Source organism: Streptomyces sp. NPDC054047 (assembly GCF_055585065.1).
Genome location: NZ_JBVJKV010000016.1, coordinates 1 through 15,257, shown reverse-complemented (window position 1 = coordinate 15,257; position 15,257 = coordinate 1). Strand labels below are relative to the sequence as shown.

Here is a 15,257-nt window from a genome sequence, read left to right as displayed (position 1 = left end):
CTGACGGGCCGTTTCTCCGCTGCCGGAGGGCTACTTCGCCACTTCGCCGTACGCGGCGAGCAGCACCGCGGGGTCGGGGCCCTCCAGGACGGTGGGCTTGCCCAGGCCGTCGAGGACGATGAACCGCAGCAGGTCACCGCGGGACTTCTTGTCGACCTTCATGGTCTCCAGGAGCTTGGGCCACTGGTCGTAGCGGTAGCTCAGGGGCAGGCCGACCGACTCCAGGACGGTGCGGTGCCGGTCGGCGGTCGCGTCGTCCAGGCGGCCTGCGAGGCGGCCGAGTTCGGCTGCGAAGGCCATGCCCACGGAGACCGCGGCGCCGTGCCGCCACTTGTAGCGCTCGTTCTTCTCGATGGCGTGCGCCAGGGTGTGGCCGTAGTTGAGGATCTCGCGCAGGCCCGCCTCCTTGAGGTCGCCGGAGACGACCTCGGCCTTGACCTTGATGGAGCGCTCGATCAGCTCGGCGGTGTGCGGACCCTGCGGGCTGCGCGCGGCCTCGGGGTCCTCCTCGATCAGTTCGAGGATCACCGGGTCGGCGATGAAGCCGGCCTTGATGATCTCCGCGAGGCCCGACACGAAGTCGTTGACCGGCAGCGAGTCGAGCGCGGCCAGGTCGCACAGCACACCCGTGGGCGGGTGGAAGGAGCCCACGAGGTTCTTGCCCTCTGCGGTGTTGATGCCGGTCTTGCCGCCGACCGCGGCGTCCACCATGCCAAGGACGGTGGTCGGAACGGCGATCCAGCGGACCCCGCGCAGCCAGGTCGCGGCCACGAACCCGGCGAGGTCGGTGGTGGCTCCGCCGCCGACACCGATGATGATGTCGCTGCGGGTGAAGCCGGACTGGCCAAGGGCCTTCCAGCAGTACGCGGCGACCTCGGCGGTCTTGGCCTCCTCGGCATTCGGCACCTGGATGGCGACGACCTCGAAGCCCTGTCCCGCCAGGTCCTCGCGCAGCGCCTCGCCCGTCTCGGCGAGCGCCTCGGGGTGGATGATCGCGACGCGCTTGGTGCGTTCGCCGATCAGGCCGGGCAGCTCGCCGAGGAGCTGCCGGCCGACGAGGACCTCGTACGGCTCGGTGCCCGCGGTGCCGCCGACCTGGATACGGGTGGGCGTCTGCCCCGCCGTCTCAGCCATCTCCGTCATGCTTCCTTCAACTCCAGTGCGTCGAGGACCGCCTGGGCGACCTCTTCGGGGGTGCGGTCGTCGGTGGCGACGACGGCGCGGGCGACTTCGGCGTAGAACTGGCGGCGGGCGTCCATCAGTTCGCGCCACTGCTTGCGCGGGTTGACCGCGAGCAGCGGGCGCGCGACGTTCAGGCCGGTGCGCTTGACCGCCTCCTCGACATCCATCGACAGATAGACGACGGGGTGCGGGGCCAGGAGCGCGCGGGTCGACTCGTCGAGGATCGCGCCGCCGCCGAGGGCGAGGATTCCCTCGTGCTCGGCGAGCGCCGTGCGCACGGCCTCCCGCTCCAGGTCGCGGAAGTGCGACTCACCCTCGTCCACGAAGATGTCCGCGATCTCCCGGCCCTGCGCGGCCACGATGTCGGCGTCGGTGTCGCGGTAGACGGTGCCCAGGCGCTCGGCGAGCAGCGCGCCCACCGTCGACTTGCCCACGCCCATCGGCCCGACCAGAACGATCTGCGGGCCGGTCACCGGATCTGCAGGTTGTCGAGGTACGAGGTCACGTTGCGCCGGGTCTCGGGCACGCTGTCGCCGCCGAACTTCTCGGCGACGGCGTCGGCCAGGGTCAGCGCGACCATCGCCTCGGCGACGATGCCCGCGGCCGGGACCGCGCACACGTCCGAGCGCTGGTGGTGCGCCTTGGTGGCCTCGCCGGTGGCGACGTCCACGGTGGCCAGCGCGCGCGGCACGGTCGCGATGGGCTTCATCGCGGCCCGCACGCGCAGCAGTTCACCGGTGGTCAGGCCGCCCTCGGTGCCGCCGGAGCGGCCGGAGGTGCGCCGGATGCCGTCGTCGGTGGAGACGATCTCGTCGTGCGCCTTGGAGCCCGGCACCCGCGCGAGGTCGAAGCCGTCGCCGACCTCGACGCCCTTGATGGCCTGGATGCCCATGAGCGCGGCGGCGAGCCGCGCGTCGAGGCGGCGGTCCCAGTGCACGTGCGAGCCGAGCCCGACGGGCACGCCGTACGCGAGCACCTCGACGACGCCCCCGAGGGTGTCGCCGTCCTTGTGGGCCTGGTCGATCTCGGCGACCATCGCCTTGCTCGCGTCCGCGTCGAGGCAGCGCACCGGGTCGGCGTCGAGCTTCTCGACGTCGGCGGGGGTCGGGTAGACGCCGTAGGGCGCCTTGGCCGCCGCCAGCTCCGTGACGTGGCTGACGATCTCGATGCCGGCCGTTTCCTTGAGGTACGAGCGGGCGACCGCGCCGAGCGCGACGCGGGCCGCGGTCTCGCGGGCGGAGGCGCGCTCCAGGATCGGCCGGGCCTCGTCGAAGCCGTACTTCTGCATGCCCGCGAGGTCCGCGTGGCCGGGCCGGGGCCGGGTCAGCGGGGCGTTGCGGGCCAGGTCGGCGAGGATCTCCGGGTCGACCGGATCGGCCGCCATGACCTGTTCCCACTTGGGCCACTCGGTGTTGCCCACCATGATCGCGATCGGCGAGCCCATGGTCAGGCCGTGCCGGACGCCGCCCAGGAAGGTGACCTCGTCGCGCTCGAACTTCATGCGCGCACCGCGCCCATAGCCGAGGCGCCGCCGGGCCAGGTGGTCCGCCACCATCTCCGTGGTGATCGGCACGCCGGCGGGAAGACCCTCCAGCGTCGCGACAAGTGCGGGTCCGTGGGACTCGCCCGCGGTCAGCCAACGCAACCTGCTCAACGGTGCTCCTCATGCTCGCGCCTGGAACTACATGGCGCGACCGGGTGCGCGGCCCTGGCCCGCCACCCCTGATCCTCCCACGCCGGGGGGCGGGACCTGGCCTCCGGTCCAGAAAGCGGACTTCTGAGCGGACGCCCTCAGCGCGCGGCCAGCGCGTGCTCCCCCGCCTTGCGCATGGCGACGAGCGGCGCCGGCGTACGCCCGGTCATCTGCTCGACCTGGAGCACCGCCTGGTGCACGAGCAGGTCGAGCCCGCTGACGACGGCCCCGCCGTACATCGACCAGCGGGCCGCCAGCGCGGTGGGCCACGGGTCGTACAGGACATCGAAAAGGGTCGCGGGCCGCTCGGGCACGGCGGCCGAGAGCGCGTCGGTCGTACCCGCCGGAGTCGTGGCGATCACCAGCGGCGCGCTCAGCGCGCGCTCGGCGTCCGCCCAGTCCGCCGTCCGCACCTCCACGTCGAGCCGCTCGCCCCACTGCCGCATCTCGGCGGCGCGCGCCTCGCTGCGTACGTACGCGACGACCTCGCCCGTGCAGATCCGCGCGAGCGCGGCGAGGGCGGACGACGCGGTGGCGCCCGCGCCGAGGATCGCGGCGGACTCGACCTGCTCGATGCCCCGCTCCCGCAGGGCGGCGACCATGCCGGGGATGTCGGTGTTGTCGCCGACGCGGCGGCCGTCGTCCTTCAGGACGACGGTGTTGACCGCCTCGACGGAGGCGGCGGTCTCGCTGACCTCGTCGAGCAGCGGGATCACCGCGCGCTTGAGCGGCATCGTCAGGGACAGCCCGGCCCACTCGGGGCCGAGCCCCTCGATGAAGCCGGGCAGAGCAGCCTCGTCGACGTCGAACAGGTCATACGTCCAGTCGGCCAGCCCCAGCTCCCCGTATGCGGCGCGGTGCAGCACAGGGGAGAGGGAATGGGCGATGGGTGAGCCGAGGACTGCGGCTCGGCGTCCCTGGTCAGTCGCCATTCTTCTGCCGATCATTGAATTCAGCGACCAGCTTTTCGTGCTCGGCCAGCGTCTTCGTGAACTGGGTCTTCTTCTGGTCGACGGAGATGAAGAACATCCAGCCACCACCGTCCGGAGCCAGTGTGGCCTTCAGCGCCTCGTCACCCGGGTTTCCGATCGGTCCCGGCGGAAGGCCCTTGTGGAAGTACGTGTTGTACGGGTCGGGGTCGTTCCGGATCTTTGAGATCGGGATATCGATTTCGCTCTGACCCTTGAGGTAGTTGTACGTCGAGTCGAACTCGAGCTTCTGGTTGGTCACCGTGTTGGACGTCTTGAGGCGGTTGTAGATGACGGCCGCCATCTTCTTGAAGTCGTCGTGCGTCATGCCTTCGGCCTGGACCAGGCTGGCCACGGTGAGAACCTGCAGCGGGTCCTTCAACTGCAGCTCGGCGGCCTTGGACTTCAAGCCCAACTCGTCGTACTTCTCGGTCGCGTGGGCAACCATCTTCTTGAGGACGGCCTCCGGCTTCTGGCCCTTGGCGACCGCGTAGCTGGAGGGATAGAGGAAGCCCTCGAGCGGGTCCTTGATGTCCTTGTTGGTGTTCGCCCAGTCCGGAAGGCCGAGGCTCTTCCATTCCTTCTTGGCGACACCTTCGGTGGTGCCCTTGTCGAGCTCCAGGCGGGTGTCGATCTGGCTGTAGACCCACGAATTCCGTCGGCCCTCAGGAATAATGAGGTTGTTCCGGCTCTTCGGGCTGAGCATCAGTTCGACCGCGCTCTTGGCCGACATCTGCTTCTTCAGGACATAGACGCCGTCCTGAATAGTGCTTCCCTTGGGATGCTGCGCCTGCGCCGAGACAAAAGCGTCCACGCTCTTGACGACCCCGGCGTCCTTCAGCTTCTGGCCGATCACATAGCCGCCGGCGCCCTTCGGGATGTCGACGGTCGCCAGGCCCGTTCCCTCGCCCGCGTAGTCCGGCGACGTACCGAATCGGTCCTGGTAGAACTGATAGCCGAAATAGCCCACTCCGCCGAGACCGCCGGCGAAGACCAGCGTCACGACCAGGCAGGCGCAGCCACTCCTGCGCTTCTTCGGTTTCTTGCCGCCACGACCGCCTCGGCGGTCCCCGCGGCGCCCCGGCGGCTCGTCGTCGTCCTCGTCGTCGTCGGCGCCCGAGAAGAAGGCGTGCTCACCCTGGTCGGGGCCCGGGTCCCAGTCCCGCTCGGGCTCCGGCTCGGGGGTGCGGCGGCGGGACGGCGGCTCCGGCGGGGGGTACGCGTCGGGGGTGCCGTAATAGTCCGGGCTCTCCGCGCCGTAGCCGCCGGGCTGGTTCCCGTAGGGGTCCGCCGGGTCGGCGGCGTACGGCACGTGGCCGTGCTGACCGGTGTCCCAGCCGCCGTTGTACTGCTGCTCCGGGCCGCTGTTGTACTGCTGCTGGCCTGCGGGCCCGCCGTTGTGCTGCTGGCCCTGGCCGCCGTCGTACTGCTGCTGACCGGCGGGCCCGCCGTACTGCTGCTGGCCGTAGGCCTGCTGCTGGCCCGTGCTCCAGTCCTCGTACTGCGCCTGCTGCGGCTGCTGAGGGTGGTACTGCCCCTGGCCGCCGTAGGGGGACGGGCCGCCGGCGGCCTGCTGTCCTCCCCATCCGCCGTCCCCGTACAACGGGTCCTCGGGATGCCACGGTTCGGAGCCTGGGCCCCGGCCATACTCAGTCATCGATCCCCTACATGCCGCGAGGCGGGGCCGCCGTCTGAGTGGGAGGGCAACCGTTCCGCCTCTTGATGCTGTGCGGCAGCTGTTCGAACACCGCCGCATCGCGCGGAACGTTACCGTATCGCGATCAGATGACCACTTCGACGCCCTCGCCCGGAGCTTTACCTGACGCCCGTTCGGACTCCAGTGCCTGCTGGAGGATGACGACGGCCGCCGCCTGATCGATGACAGACCTGCCCTTTTTGGACTTCACGCCCGAGGCGCGCAGCCCCTGACTGGCCGTCACTGTGGTCATCCTCTCGTCCACGAGCCTCACCGGAATGGGGGCGACCAAGCGGGCGAGGTCCTGGGTGAACGCGCGGACCTTGGCCGCCGCGGGCCCCTCGCCCCCGTTGAGGGAGCGAGGGAGACCGACGACGATCTCGATCGGTTCGTACTCGTCGACGAGCTGCTTCAACCGGCGCTGGGCGGCCGGGACATCGCGCCCCGGCACCGTCTCCACCGGCGTGGCGATGATCCCGTCGGGGTCGCACGAGGCGACCCCGATCCGGGCGTCACCGACGTCGATGGCAAGGCGTCGGCCCCTGCGCATGCCCCCCGCGGAGTCGTCCATCAGACCGTCTCTGCCACGAGGCGCTCGACGGCGGCCATGGCGTCACCGATGGCCGCGGCGTTCTGCCCGCCGCCCTGGGCGACGTCCGGCTTGCCGCCGCCACCGCCGCCGAGGGTCTTGGCGGCCGTACGGACGAGGTCGCCGGCCTTGAGGCCGCGCTCGCGCGCCGACTCGTTCGTGGCGATGACCGTCAGCGGGCGGCCGTTGGCCGTCGTGAACAGGGCGACCACGGCCGGGCGGTCGCCCGGGATGCGGTGGCGCACGTCGAGGACCAGCTTGCGCAGGTCGTCGGCGCCCGTGCCGTCCGGCACCTGTCCGGTGACCAGAGCGACGCCACGTACGTCCTTGGCCTGGTCGACGAGACCGGCGGCGGCCTGCAGGACCTTCTCCGCGCGGAACTTCTCGATCTCCTTCTCGGCGTCCTTGAGCTTGCCGAGCATGGCGGAGACCTTCTCGGGCAGCTCCTCGGAACGGCCCTTGACCAGCTCCTGGAGCTGGGCGACGACCGTGTGCTCCTTGGCGAGGAAGTTGTACGCGTCGACGCCGACGAGGGCCTCGATGCGGCGTACGCCGGAGCCGATGGACGACTCGCCGAGCAGCTTCACCAGGCCAAGCTGGGCGGTGTTGTGCACGTGCGTGCCGCCGCACAGCTCCTTGGAGAAGTCGCCGATGGTGACCACGCGCACGCGCTCGCCGTACTTCTCGCCGAACTCGGCGATGGCGCCCTGCTTCTTGGCCTCGTCGATCGACATGACCTCGGCCTGCACATCGAGTTCATGGGCGAGGACTTCGTTGATCTTCTGCTCGACGTCCGTCATGACGGCCGTGGGCACGGCCGACGGGGAGCCGAAGTCGAAGCGGAAGCGGCCCGGCTGGTTCTCGGAACCGGCCTGGGCGGCCGTCGGGCCCAGCGCGTCGCGCAGCGCCTGGTGCGTGAGGTGCGTGGCGGAGTGTGCGCGGGCGATGGCACGGCGGCGGTGCACGTCGATCGAGGCCCAGACCTGGTCGCCGACGGTGATCTCGCCGACCAGGACGACACCCTTGTGGACGTGCACGCCGGGGACCGGCTTCTGCACGTCACGGATCTCGACGACGGCGCCGCTGTCGAGGCGGATCCGGCCGGAGTCGGCGATCTGGCCGCCGCCCTCGGCGTAGAAAGGGGTGCGGTCGAGGACGACCTCGACCTCGTCGCCCTCGCGGGCGGCGGGGGACGAGACGCCGTTGACCAGGAGGCCGACGATCACGGCCTCGTTCTCGGTGAGGGTGTAGCCGGTGAAGTCCGTGGCGCCGGAGGCGTCGGCGATCTCACGGTAGGCGTGCAGATCGGCGTGGCCGGTCTTCTTGGCCTGCGCGTCGGCCTTGGCCCGCTCCCGCTGCTCCTTCATCAGGCGCCGGAAGCCGTCCTCGTCCACGGTCAGGCCCTGTTCGGCGGCCATCTCCAGGGTGAGGTCGATCGGGAAGCCCCACGTGTCGTGCAGCAGGAACGCCTTGTCGCCGGAGAGGACCTGGCCGCCGGCGGCCTTGGTCTCGGTGACGGCGGTGTCGAGGATGTTCGTGCCGCCCTTGAGGGCCTTGAGGAAGGCGGCCTCTTCGGCGAGGGCGACGGTCTCGATGCGCTTGCGGTCGGTCTGGAGCTCGGGGTACTGCTCGCCCATCGACTTGATGACCGTGTCGACGAGCTCGTGCACGACCGGGCCCGTGGCGCCCATCAGACGCATGTTGCGGATGGCGCGGCGCATGATGCGGCGCAATACGTAGCCACGGCCTTCGTTGCCGGGCGTGACGCCGTCGCCGATGAGCATCACGGAGGTGCGCATGTGGTCGGCGACCACGCGCAGGGAGACGTCCGAGCCCTGCTCGGCGCCGTAGCGCACGCCGGTCAGCTCGGTGGCCGTGTCCATGATGACGCGCAGGGTGTCGGTCTCGTACATGTTCTGTACGCCCTGCAGGATCATGGCGAGGCGCTCGAGACCGAGGCCGGTGTCGATGTTCTTGCTGGGCAGCTCGCCGAGGATCTCGAAGTCCTCCTTCGAGGTGCCCTCGCCGCGCTCGTACTGCATGAAGACCAGGTTCCAGATCTCCACGTACCGCTCGTCGTTGACGGCGGGGCCGCCCTCGACGCCGAACTCGGGGCCGCGGTCGTAGTTGATCTCGGAGCAGGGGCCGCAGGGTCCGGGGACGCCCATGGACCAGTAGTTGTCCTTCTTGCCCAGGCGCTGGATGCGCTCGGCGGGGACGCCCACCTTCTCGCGCCAGATGGTCTCGGCCTCGTCGTCGTCGAGGTAGACCGTCACCCACAGGCGCTCGGGGTCGAGGCCGTAGCCACCGTCCGCCACGGAGCTGGTGAGCAGCTCCCAGGCGTAGGTGATGGCGCCTTCCTTGAAGTAGTCACCGAAGGAGAAGTTGCCGCACATCTGGAAGAACGTGCCGTGGCGCGTGGTCTTGCCGACCTCTTCGATGTCGGGCGTACGCACGCACTTCTGCACGCTCGTGGCGCGCGAGAACTGCGGCTTGACCTCACCCAGGAAGTAGGGCTTGAAGGGCACCATGCCCGCGGGGACGAGGAGCAGAGTCGGGTCGTCCGCGATGAGCGACGCCGAAGGGACGACGGTGTGCCCGCGCTCCTCGAAGAAGCTCAGCCAGCGGCGGCGAATCTCGGCCGACTCCATCAGTGGTCCTCATTCCGGTTGTACGAGTACTTCGACTTCGAGAGGTACTTGCCCTGCTTGTTCTTGTCGGTCTTGCTGGTCTTGCCGTTCTCGATGGCCACGACCACTCGGCGCTGCCCGGGAAGTTCGGGGTCGACCGGGGCTTCGAGGCCCAGGGCCTCGCCCAGTTCGGCCTCGCGCTGGGCCATGCCGTCGCGGACGTCGAGAGCGAAGTCCTTGAGCTTGTGACCCGCCTCGACCGCCTTGTTCGCGGCCTGCGCCGCGAGGCTCTCGGGGGTCAGTTGTTTGATCTTGCGGTTGACCTTGGTGGTGGCCCACACACCGGCAGCCGCGCCCGCGGTGAACCAGAACGTACGGCGGAACATCGCTGCGTCAGTCCTTCTTCCGCTTGCCCCGCCGCCGCGCGGAGGGGACGGTGCGCCCCACGATCACGGTACGTCGGGCGGGTGCCGGGGGCACATTGGTTGATTCGGGTCCTGCCTTGCGGCCCAGGGCCCTGCGTACGCCGTAGCCGAACGCCGCGACCTTGACGAGGGGCCCGCCGAAGGTGGAGGCCACGGTCGTGGACAGCGCCGACGCGTTCGACGTGACCTCCTGGACGTCCGAGGCGATGGCGTCGACCCGCTCGATCTGGGTCTGCGCGGAGCGCACCGCGGTGGAGGCGTCCGCCAGGAGCGGGACGGCCTGCTCGGTCACTTCCGCGACGAGCTTGGTGGTCGCCCTGAGCGTCTGCGCCAGTCTCACAAGGACCACGGCCAGGAAGGAGACCAGGATCGCCCAGAAGACGGCCACCAGGATCCCGGCCACCTCGCCACCCGACACTGCGCACCGCTCCTTGAATATCGACCCTGAACATCGGTCCTGAACATCGAAAAGTCGTCCCCCGACCCTATCGCGCCGGGGCCGAGGCTCCGCACCGCATTACCGTGTACCGGCAAGGGAGTTCGGCGAACTGATTGTACGGACTGCTTACGGATGAGTACGCTCCGTATCTCATGCGACGCGATCAGCGCACGGGCGACCACCGGCACGGCCCCTCCGTACAGCCGCCGAGGCCCGGCAACCTCCCCCTGGAACTCAACGCCTTCGTGGGACGCACGGACGAACTCGCCTGCCTCGCCGCCGCGTTGGAGGCCGGACGCCTGGTCACGGTGACCGGCGTCGGCGGCGTCGGGAAGTCGCGCCTGGCCGTGCGGGCCGCCGCCGGCGCCGGGCCGCGGGACGGCGCCTGGCTGGTGGAGCTCTCGGCGGTGCGCGACCCGGATCTGGTGGAGCACGCGGTCGCGGACGCGCTGTGCCTGACGGACCACACGCACCGCACGCCGCGCAAGGTGCTGCTCGACCACCTCGCGGAGCGGGAAGTCCTCCTTGTCGTCGACGGGTTCGAGCACCTGGTGGAGGCCTGTGCCTCGCTGGTGGGGGAGCTGCTGCACCGCTCCCCCGGCCTGCGGGTGCTCGCGGTGGGGCGCAGGCCGCTGGAGACCGGGGGCGAGCGGATCTTCCCGCTCGCGCCGCTGCCCACACCGGACGCGGCCGCGCTCTTCGCCGACCGCGCGGCGGCGGGTCTGCCCGGGTTCGTCCTGGACGAGGAGAACGAAGCCGACGTGGCGGAGCTGTGCCGCCGCCTGGACGGGATTCCGCTGGCCGTGGAGCTGGCGGCGGGGCGGCTGCGGGCGCTCTCGCCCGCCCAGTTGCTGTGCCGGCTCGACGACCGGTTCGCGCTGCTCACCGGGGTCCGGCGCGACGCGCCGCCGCGGCATCAGACCCTGCGTACGGCCATCGGCTGGAGCCATGAGCTGTGCACGGCGGGCGAGCGCCTGCTGTGGTCGCGGCTCTCGGTGTTCTGCGGGCCCTTCGACCTGGAGGCGGCCGAGTACATCTGCAGCGGGGACGGCCTGCACGCCGACGACGTCCTGGACGTGCTCGGCGAACTGCTCGCGCAGTCCGTCGTGACCCGCGAGGAAGGACCGACGGGCGTGCGCTACCGCATGCTCGACACGGTCCGTGCGTACGGCGCCGACTGGCTGGAGGCGTCCGGCGACGCCGCGCGGATGCGGCGCAGGCACCGCGACTGGTACATGGGCCTTGCCACCTGGTGCGAGCTGGACTGGTTCTCGCCGCGCCAGGAGCGGGTCGCCGAGCTCGTCGACTGCGAACTGCCCAATCTGCGCGGCGCCCTCGAGTACTGCCTGACGGAGCCGGACGAGACGCATCTGGGCCAGTATCTGGCGGGCAGCCTGTGGTTCTACTGGGTGGGCTGCGGGCGGCTCGCGGAGGGGCGGCACTGGCTCGACCGCGCGCTCGAACTGGACGGCGGCCACGACGACTCACGCCTCAAGGCGCTGTGGGTGCTCGGCTATGTCGCGGTCCTCCAGGGCGACACGGTCGCCGCGCTCGCGGCGCTGCAGGAGTGCAAGGACGAGGCGGAACGCACCGGCAGCGCCATCGCGACCGCGTACGCGGTGCACCGCATCGGCTGCCTCGCGCTCCTCGCCGACGACATGGAGCGTGCCGAAACCTTGCTGCGCTCGGCCCTCGAGCAGTACCGCGAGATCGGCGAGCTCAACAGCAACGTCCTGATGGGCCAGGTCGAGCTGGCGATGGCCCTCGCCTTCCGCGGCGAGCTCGCCGACGCGGTGGAGCTCTGCGAGGACGTACGCCAGGTCTGCGAGGACCACGGCGAGCGCTGGACCCTCGCGTACGCCCTCTATGTCCTGGGCTTCGCCGCCTGGACGCGCGGGGAGACGGCGACGGCGCGTGAGCTGGTCATGCGGTGCCTGGCCCTGGACCACGCCTTCAACGATCTGCTCGGCACGGTGCTCGCGATCGAGCTGCTCGCCCTGTTCACCGCGGTGGAGGGCGATCCGGCCGAGGCCGCGGTCCTCCAGGGCGCCGCGTCCCGCATCTGGCCGTCGGTGGGCCTTCCGCTGTTCGGCTCCGGGAACTTCGGCGGGCCGCACGAATTGTGCGAGGCGCGGGCCCGCGAGCAGCTGGGCGACGCGCGCTACGAGGAGTGCGTGGCCGCCGGGACCCGTCTCGCCCCGGACGCCGCGGTCTCCCGGGCCCTGGGCACGGGCCCCGAGAACCCCGAGAACAACGCGAAAACCCGCCGCCCGCCCCACCACGAGGGCAGGGCGGGCGACGGGCTGAAGCAGGGAGAGCTACGTCCGGGTCAGCGGGCGTAGTACTCGACGACGAGCTGCTCGTCGCAGATCACGGGGATCTCCTTGCGGTTCGGGTCACGGTCCAGACGGAAGGCCAGGGCCTTCAGGTTCACCTGGAGGTAACGCGGGATCTCGCCGTCGGGGGCGAAGCCGCCCTCACGCGAGACCACGAACAGCGGCTTCTCACGGCTGCGCTCGCGGACCATCACGACGTCGTCGGGACGGACGCGGAACGACGGCTTGTCGACCTTGCCGCCGTTGACCTCGATGTGGCCGTGGCTGACCATCTGACGGGCCTGGTAGATCGTGCGGGCGATGCCCGAACGAAGGATCAGGGCGTCGAGACGGCGCTCGAGCTCGATGACCAGGGCCTCGCCGGTCTTGCCTTCGGCCTTCTTGGCGCGGTCGTAGGCACGGGCCATCTGCTTCTCGCTGATGTCGTACTGCGCGCGCAGACGCTGCTTCTCGAGCAGACGGACCTTGTAGTCCGAGTTCTGCTTACGGCCACGGCCGTGCTCGCCCGGCGGGTAGGGGCGGGCCTCGAAGTACTTGACGGCCTTCGGGGTCAGCGCGATGCCGAGGGCACGCGACTTCTTGACCTTGGGGCGGGACTGGTTCGGCATGAACCAACCTCTCTGTTCCATGTGAAATCGGCTTCACCAGGGTTAGGGGAGGTCGCAATCCGCAGCCTGGGAAACCCATCGGATCCGGTGGTGCTGGATCCGGCGGGCAGCCGCTCCCTGGTCTGGGCACATACGTGCAGCACGCGAGTGGCCCACCGACCGCTTCCCGGAGTACGAGATGGTGGTGGGCTGCCCGCGACACCTTCGACGGTGCGCGACGCTCCTGGAGGTCCCTGGACGGTGAGGTCCGGGGCTCCGGCTGGATGTCCCGTTCTGGTGGCGTCCGGTAAGAAACCGGACACGGGACGCAGCACTTCGGGCAAGTGTACCGGGTGACAGGGGGTGCCTCAGCCGCAGGCGGCGAGCAGCTCCTGGAGGGCCAGTTTCTCGGGCGCGGTGACCGTGAGCCCGTACTTGGCCTTGATCCCGGTCCAGCGGCGGCCGTACTCGCACCAGTATTCCTCGCGCGGGGGTTTCCACTTGTCGGGGGTCTGGCTGCTCTTCGTGTAGTTGGTGTCCTTGTCGGTGGCGAGCAGGACGTCCAGGTCGTTGGCGTACGTCAGGCGCCGCTCGGCGGTCCAGGCCCAGGCTCCGGCCCGCCAGGCCGCGCCGAGCGCGACGACGTGGTCGGTCTGGATCCGCGAGGCGCGGCGGTAGGAGTAGGGCAGTTCCTTGCCGGTGTACGGGTCGTGCAGGACGCCGGAGAGCACGACGCAGGGGTTGCGGTCGCCCTCGCGCAGGTTCTTCAGGTCGCGCCGCAGGACGTCGTCGCGGGTGTCGCAGCCGTTGCGGCCGCCGGGGGCGTCGGTGTCGTCGGACCAGCCGACGCCGAACGCGGAGCGCTGGTACGTCTGCCAGTTCTTGCCCCGGGCGACCGTGAGGGCGGCGAGCTGGTCGCGGGCCTGCCCCGCGGTCGGCGGGAAGCCGGGGCTGGCGAGAGGTACCGCCGGAGAGGGCCTGGCGGTGGGTGTCGCGGAGCCGGTGGCGTGGCGGGACGCGGCACGCTCCAGCTGCGGCGGCGCGCAGGCCGTGGCGAGGGCGGCGACGACCAGCAGGGTCGCCCCCGCGCGCGGCCCGGCTGCTGTGCCCATGGCGCCGAGCGTAGGCGCGAGCGCCGGGGCCCGCCCGCCGGGCCGTGCGGTTACTCGCCCTTGAGGCGCTCGCGCACGCGCTCGACCACGTCCGCGTACCGCGCCTCGGCTCCATAGCGCGTGGGTTGGTAGTACCGCTTGGCGGCCACCGCGTCCGGTGCGTACTGCTGGGCCGCGATCGCGCCCGGCACGTCGTGCGGATACACATAGCCCTGGGCGTGGCCGAGCTTGGCCGCTCCCTTGTAGTGCCCGTCGCGCAGGTGGGGCGGGACGGGGCCGGCGAGGCCCGCGCGGACGTCGGCCTGGGCGGACTGGATGGCGATGGTCGCGGCGTTCGACTTCGGGGCCAGGGCGAGGGCGATCGTCGCGTGGCTGAGGGTGAGCGCGGCCTCCGGGAAGCCGATCATGGCGACGGCCTGGGCGGCGGCGACCGCCGTGGGCAGCGCGGTGGGGTCGGCGAGGCCGATGTCCTCGCTCGCGGAGATCATCAGGCGCCGCGCGATGAAGCGCGGGTCCTCGCCCGCCTCGATCATGCGGGCCAGATAGTGCAGGGCCGCGTCCACGTCCGAGCCTCGGATGGACTTGATCAGGGCGCTCGCGACGTCGTAGTGCTGGTCGCCGTCCCGGTCGTACTTCACGGCCGCGCGGTCGACCGACTCCTCCAGGCTCTGGAGGGTGATCTCCTTCTCCCCCTTGGCGAGGGCCGAGCCCGCGCCGGCCTCCAGGGCGGTGAGCGCGCGCCGGGCGTCGCCTCCCGAGATGCGCAGGAGATGCGCCTCGGTGTCCTCGGGCAGCTCCACCGCGCCGCCAAGACCCCGCTCCTCGGTGAGCGCCCGGCGCAGCAGGCCGCGCAGGTCGTCGTCCGTGAGCGGTTCGAGCGTGAGGAGGAGGGAGCGGGACAGGAGCGGGGAGATGATCGAGAAGTACGGGTTCTCGGTCGTCGCCGCGATCAGCGTCACCCAGCGGTTCTCGACGGCCGGAAGCAGGGAGTCCTGCTGGGCCTTGCTGAAGCGGTGGATCTCGTCCAGGAAGAGGACGGTCTCCTTGCCATGGCCGCCCATCGCGCGCCGGGCGCCCTCGATGACGGCGCGGACTTCCTTCACACCGGCGGTGATCGCGGAGAGCTCCACGAAGCGCTTGTTCGTGGCCTTCGAGACCACGTACGCAAGGGTCGTCTTGCCGATGCCCGGCGGCCCCCAGAGGAACACCGACGACGGTCCCGCCGGTCCTCCCCCGCCCTCGCCGACCAGCCTGCGCAAGGGCGAGCCCTGCTTCAGCAGATGCTGCTGGCCGACGACTTCTTCGAGGGTGCGCGGGCGCATCCGGACGGCCAGGGGACTCGTCGACGGGTCCTTCTCCTGGCGGTCCTCGGCAGCTGCGGTAAACAGGTCGGGCTCCACGTTCGGAACCCTACGTCAGCCCACTGACAACGCCCTCGGCGCTGTCAGCTGGTCCAGAACTCCCACCAGCGCGTGAGGATCAGCATGCCGATGATGCCGACGTGCAGCACCGGAAGCACCCAGGTGAACTCGCCGAAGAACGTACGCAGCCAGGAGGGCGCGGGCAGCAGGCCGTTGCGGACGTTGAACGACGTCACGTA

At 70.6% G+C, this 15,257-nt stretch carries 13 protein-coding genes and 1 pseudogene; 1 reads left to right on the top strand and 13 read right to left on the bottom strand.

From position 1 onward, the window contains the following. Positions 1 to 30 precede the first annotated feature (30 nt). The 9 genes from aroB to ACZ6ZP_RS39315 all read right to left on the bottom strand — a co-directional run bounded on the left by aroB (position 31) and on the right by ACZ6ZP_RS39315 (position 9,601). Entirely contained in the window at positions 31 to 1,143 is a 1,113-nt protein-coding gene (gene aroB, locus ACZ6ZP_RS39355) for a 3-dehydroquinate synthase (RefSeq protein ID WP_383818246.1), read from the bottom strand. Continuing rightward, positions 1,140 to 1,655, bottom strand: a complete 516-nt coding sequence (locus tag ACZ6ZP_RS39350; RefSeq protein ID WP_351168648.1) for a shikimate kinase — start codon at positions 1,653 to 1,655, stop codon at positions 1,140 to 1,142. Before ACZ6ZP_RS39350 ends, aroB begins: the two co-directional genes overlap by 4 nt. After that, positions 1,652 to 2,836 carry a chorismate synthase gene (gene aroC / locus ACZ6ZP_RS39345; RefSeq protein WP_160503772.1) on the bottom strand — a complete coding sequence of 395 codons (1,185 nt, stop codon included), beginning with the start codon at positions 2,834 to 2,836 and terminating at the stop codon, positions 1,652 to 1,654. Before aroC ends, ACZ6ZP_RS39350 begins: the two co-directional genes overlap by 4 nt. 137 nt (positions 2,837 to 2,973) lie before the next feature. Beyond that, entirely contained in the window at positions 2,974 to 3,807 is an 834-nt protein-coding gene (locus ACZ6ZP_RS39340) for a shikimate dehydrogenase (protein ID WP_399982801.1), read from the bottom strand. Further along, the gene (mltG, locus tag ACZ6ZP_RS39335) at positions 3,797 to 5,500 is read right to left on the bottom strand and encodes an endolytic transglycosylase MltG (protein WP_361463283.1); all 1,704 of its coding nucleotides are present in this window, start codon (positions 5,498 to 5,500) and stop codon (positions 3,797 to 3,799) included. Before mltG ends, ACZ6ZP_RS39340 begins: the two co-directional genes overlap by 11 nt. Positions 5,501 to 5,624: 124 nt before the next feature. Further along, the gene (ruvX, locus tag ACZ6ZP_RS39330; RefSeq protein WP_351168640.1) at positions 5,625 to 6,110 is read right to left on the bottom strand and encodes a Holliday junction resolvase RuvX; all 486 of its coding nucleotides are present in this window, start codon (positions 6,108 to 6,110) and stop codon (positions 5,625 to 5,627) included. Next, the gene (alaS, locus tag ACZ6ZP_RS39325) at positions 6,110 to 8,779 is read right to left on the bottom strand and encodes an alanine--tRNA ligase (protein ID WP_469410322.1); all 2,670 of its coding nucleotides are present in this window, start codon (positions 8,777 to 8,779) and stop codon (positions 6,110 to 6,112) included. The genes ruvX and alaS overlap by 1 nt, the downstream gene beginning before the upstream one ends. Beyond that, positions 8,779 to 9,144 (bottom strand): DUF6167 family protein, encoded by a 366-nt coding sequence (locus ACZ6ZP_RS39320; protein WP_351168636.1) that lies wholly within the window; start codon positions 9,142 to 9,144, stop codon positions 8,779 to 8,781. The genes alaS and ACZ6ZP_RS39320 overlap by 1 nt, the downstream gene beginning before the upstream one ends. A 7-nt stretch (positions 9,145 to 9,151) precedes the next feature. Continuing rightward, positions 9,152 to 9,601 carry a DUF948 domain-containing protein gene (locus tag ACZ6ZP_RS39315; RefSeq protein ID WP_351168634.1) on the bottom strand — a complete coding sequence of 150 codons (450 nt, stop codon included), beginning with the start codon at positions 9,599 to 9,601 and terminating at the stop codon, positions 9,152 to 9,154. A 173-nt stretch (positions 9,602 to 9,774) separates the two neighbouring features. Here ACZ6ZP_RS39315 and ACZ6ZP_RS39310 point away from each other — a divergent pair, with 173 nt between their 5' ends. After that, on the top strand, positions 9,775 to 11,964 hold the full coding sequence (locus ACZ6ZP_RS39310; protein WP_361463279.1) for an ATP-binding protein: 2,190 nt from the start codon (positions 9,775 to 9,777) through the stop codon (positions 11,962 to 11,964). Here the strand turns inward: ACZ6ZP_RS39310 and rpsD are convergent. The 4 genes and pseudogenes from rpsD to ACZ6ZP_RS39290 all read right to left on the bottom strand — a co-directional run. Further along, on the bottom strand, positions 11,952 to 12,566 hold the full coding sequence (gene rpsD, locus ACZ6ZP_RS39305) for a 30S ribosomal protein S4 (RefSeq protein WP_249591119.1): 615 nt from the start codon (positions 12,564 to 12,566) through the stop codon (positions 11,952 to 11,954). The genes ACZ6ZP_RS39310 and rpsD overlap by 13 nt on opposite strands. 347 nt (positions 12,567 to 12,913) lie before the next feature. Beyond that, on the bottom strand, positions 12,914 to 13,657 hold the full coding sequence (locus tag ACZ6ZP_RS39300) for an HNH endonuclease family protein (protein ID WP_469410321.1): 744 nt from the start codon (positions 13,655 to 13,657) through the stop codon (positions 12,914 to 12,916). Positions 13,658 to 13,707: 50 nt separating this feature from the next. After that, on the bottom strand, positions 13,708 to 15,057 hold the full coding sequence (locus ACZ6ZP_RS39295; RefSeq protein ID WP_351168628.1) for a replication-associated recombination protein A: 1,350 nt from the start codon (positions 15,055 to 15,057) through the stop codon (positions 13,708 to 13,710). A gap of 44 nt (positions 15,058 to 15,101) precedes the next feature. Beyond that, positions 15,102 to 15,257, bottom strand: a pseudogene (locus ACZ6ZP_RS39290) (vitamin K epoxide reductase family protein); the annotation flags it as partial.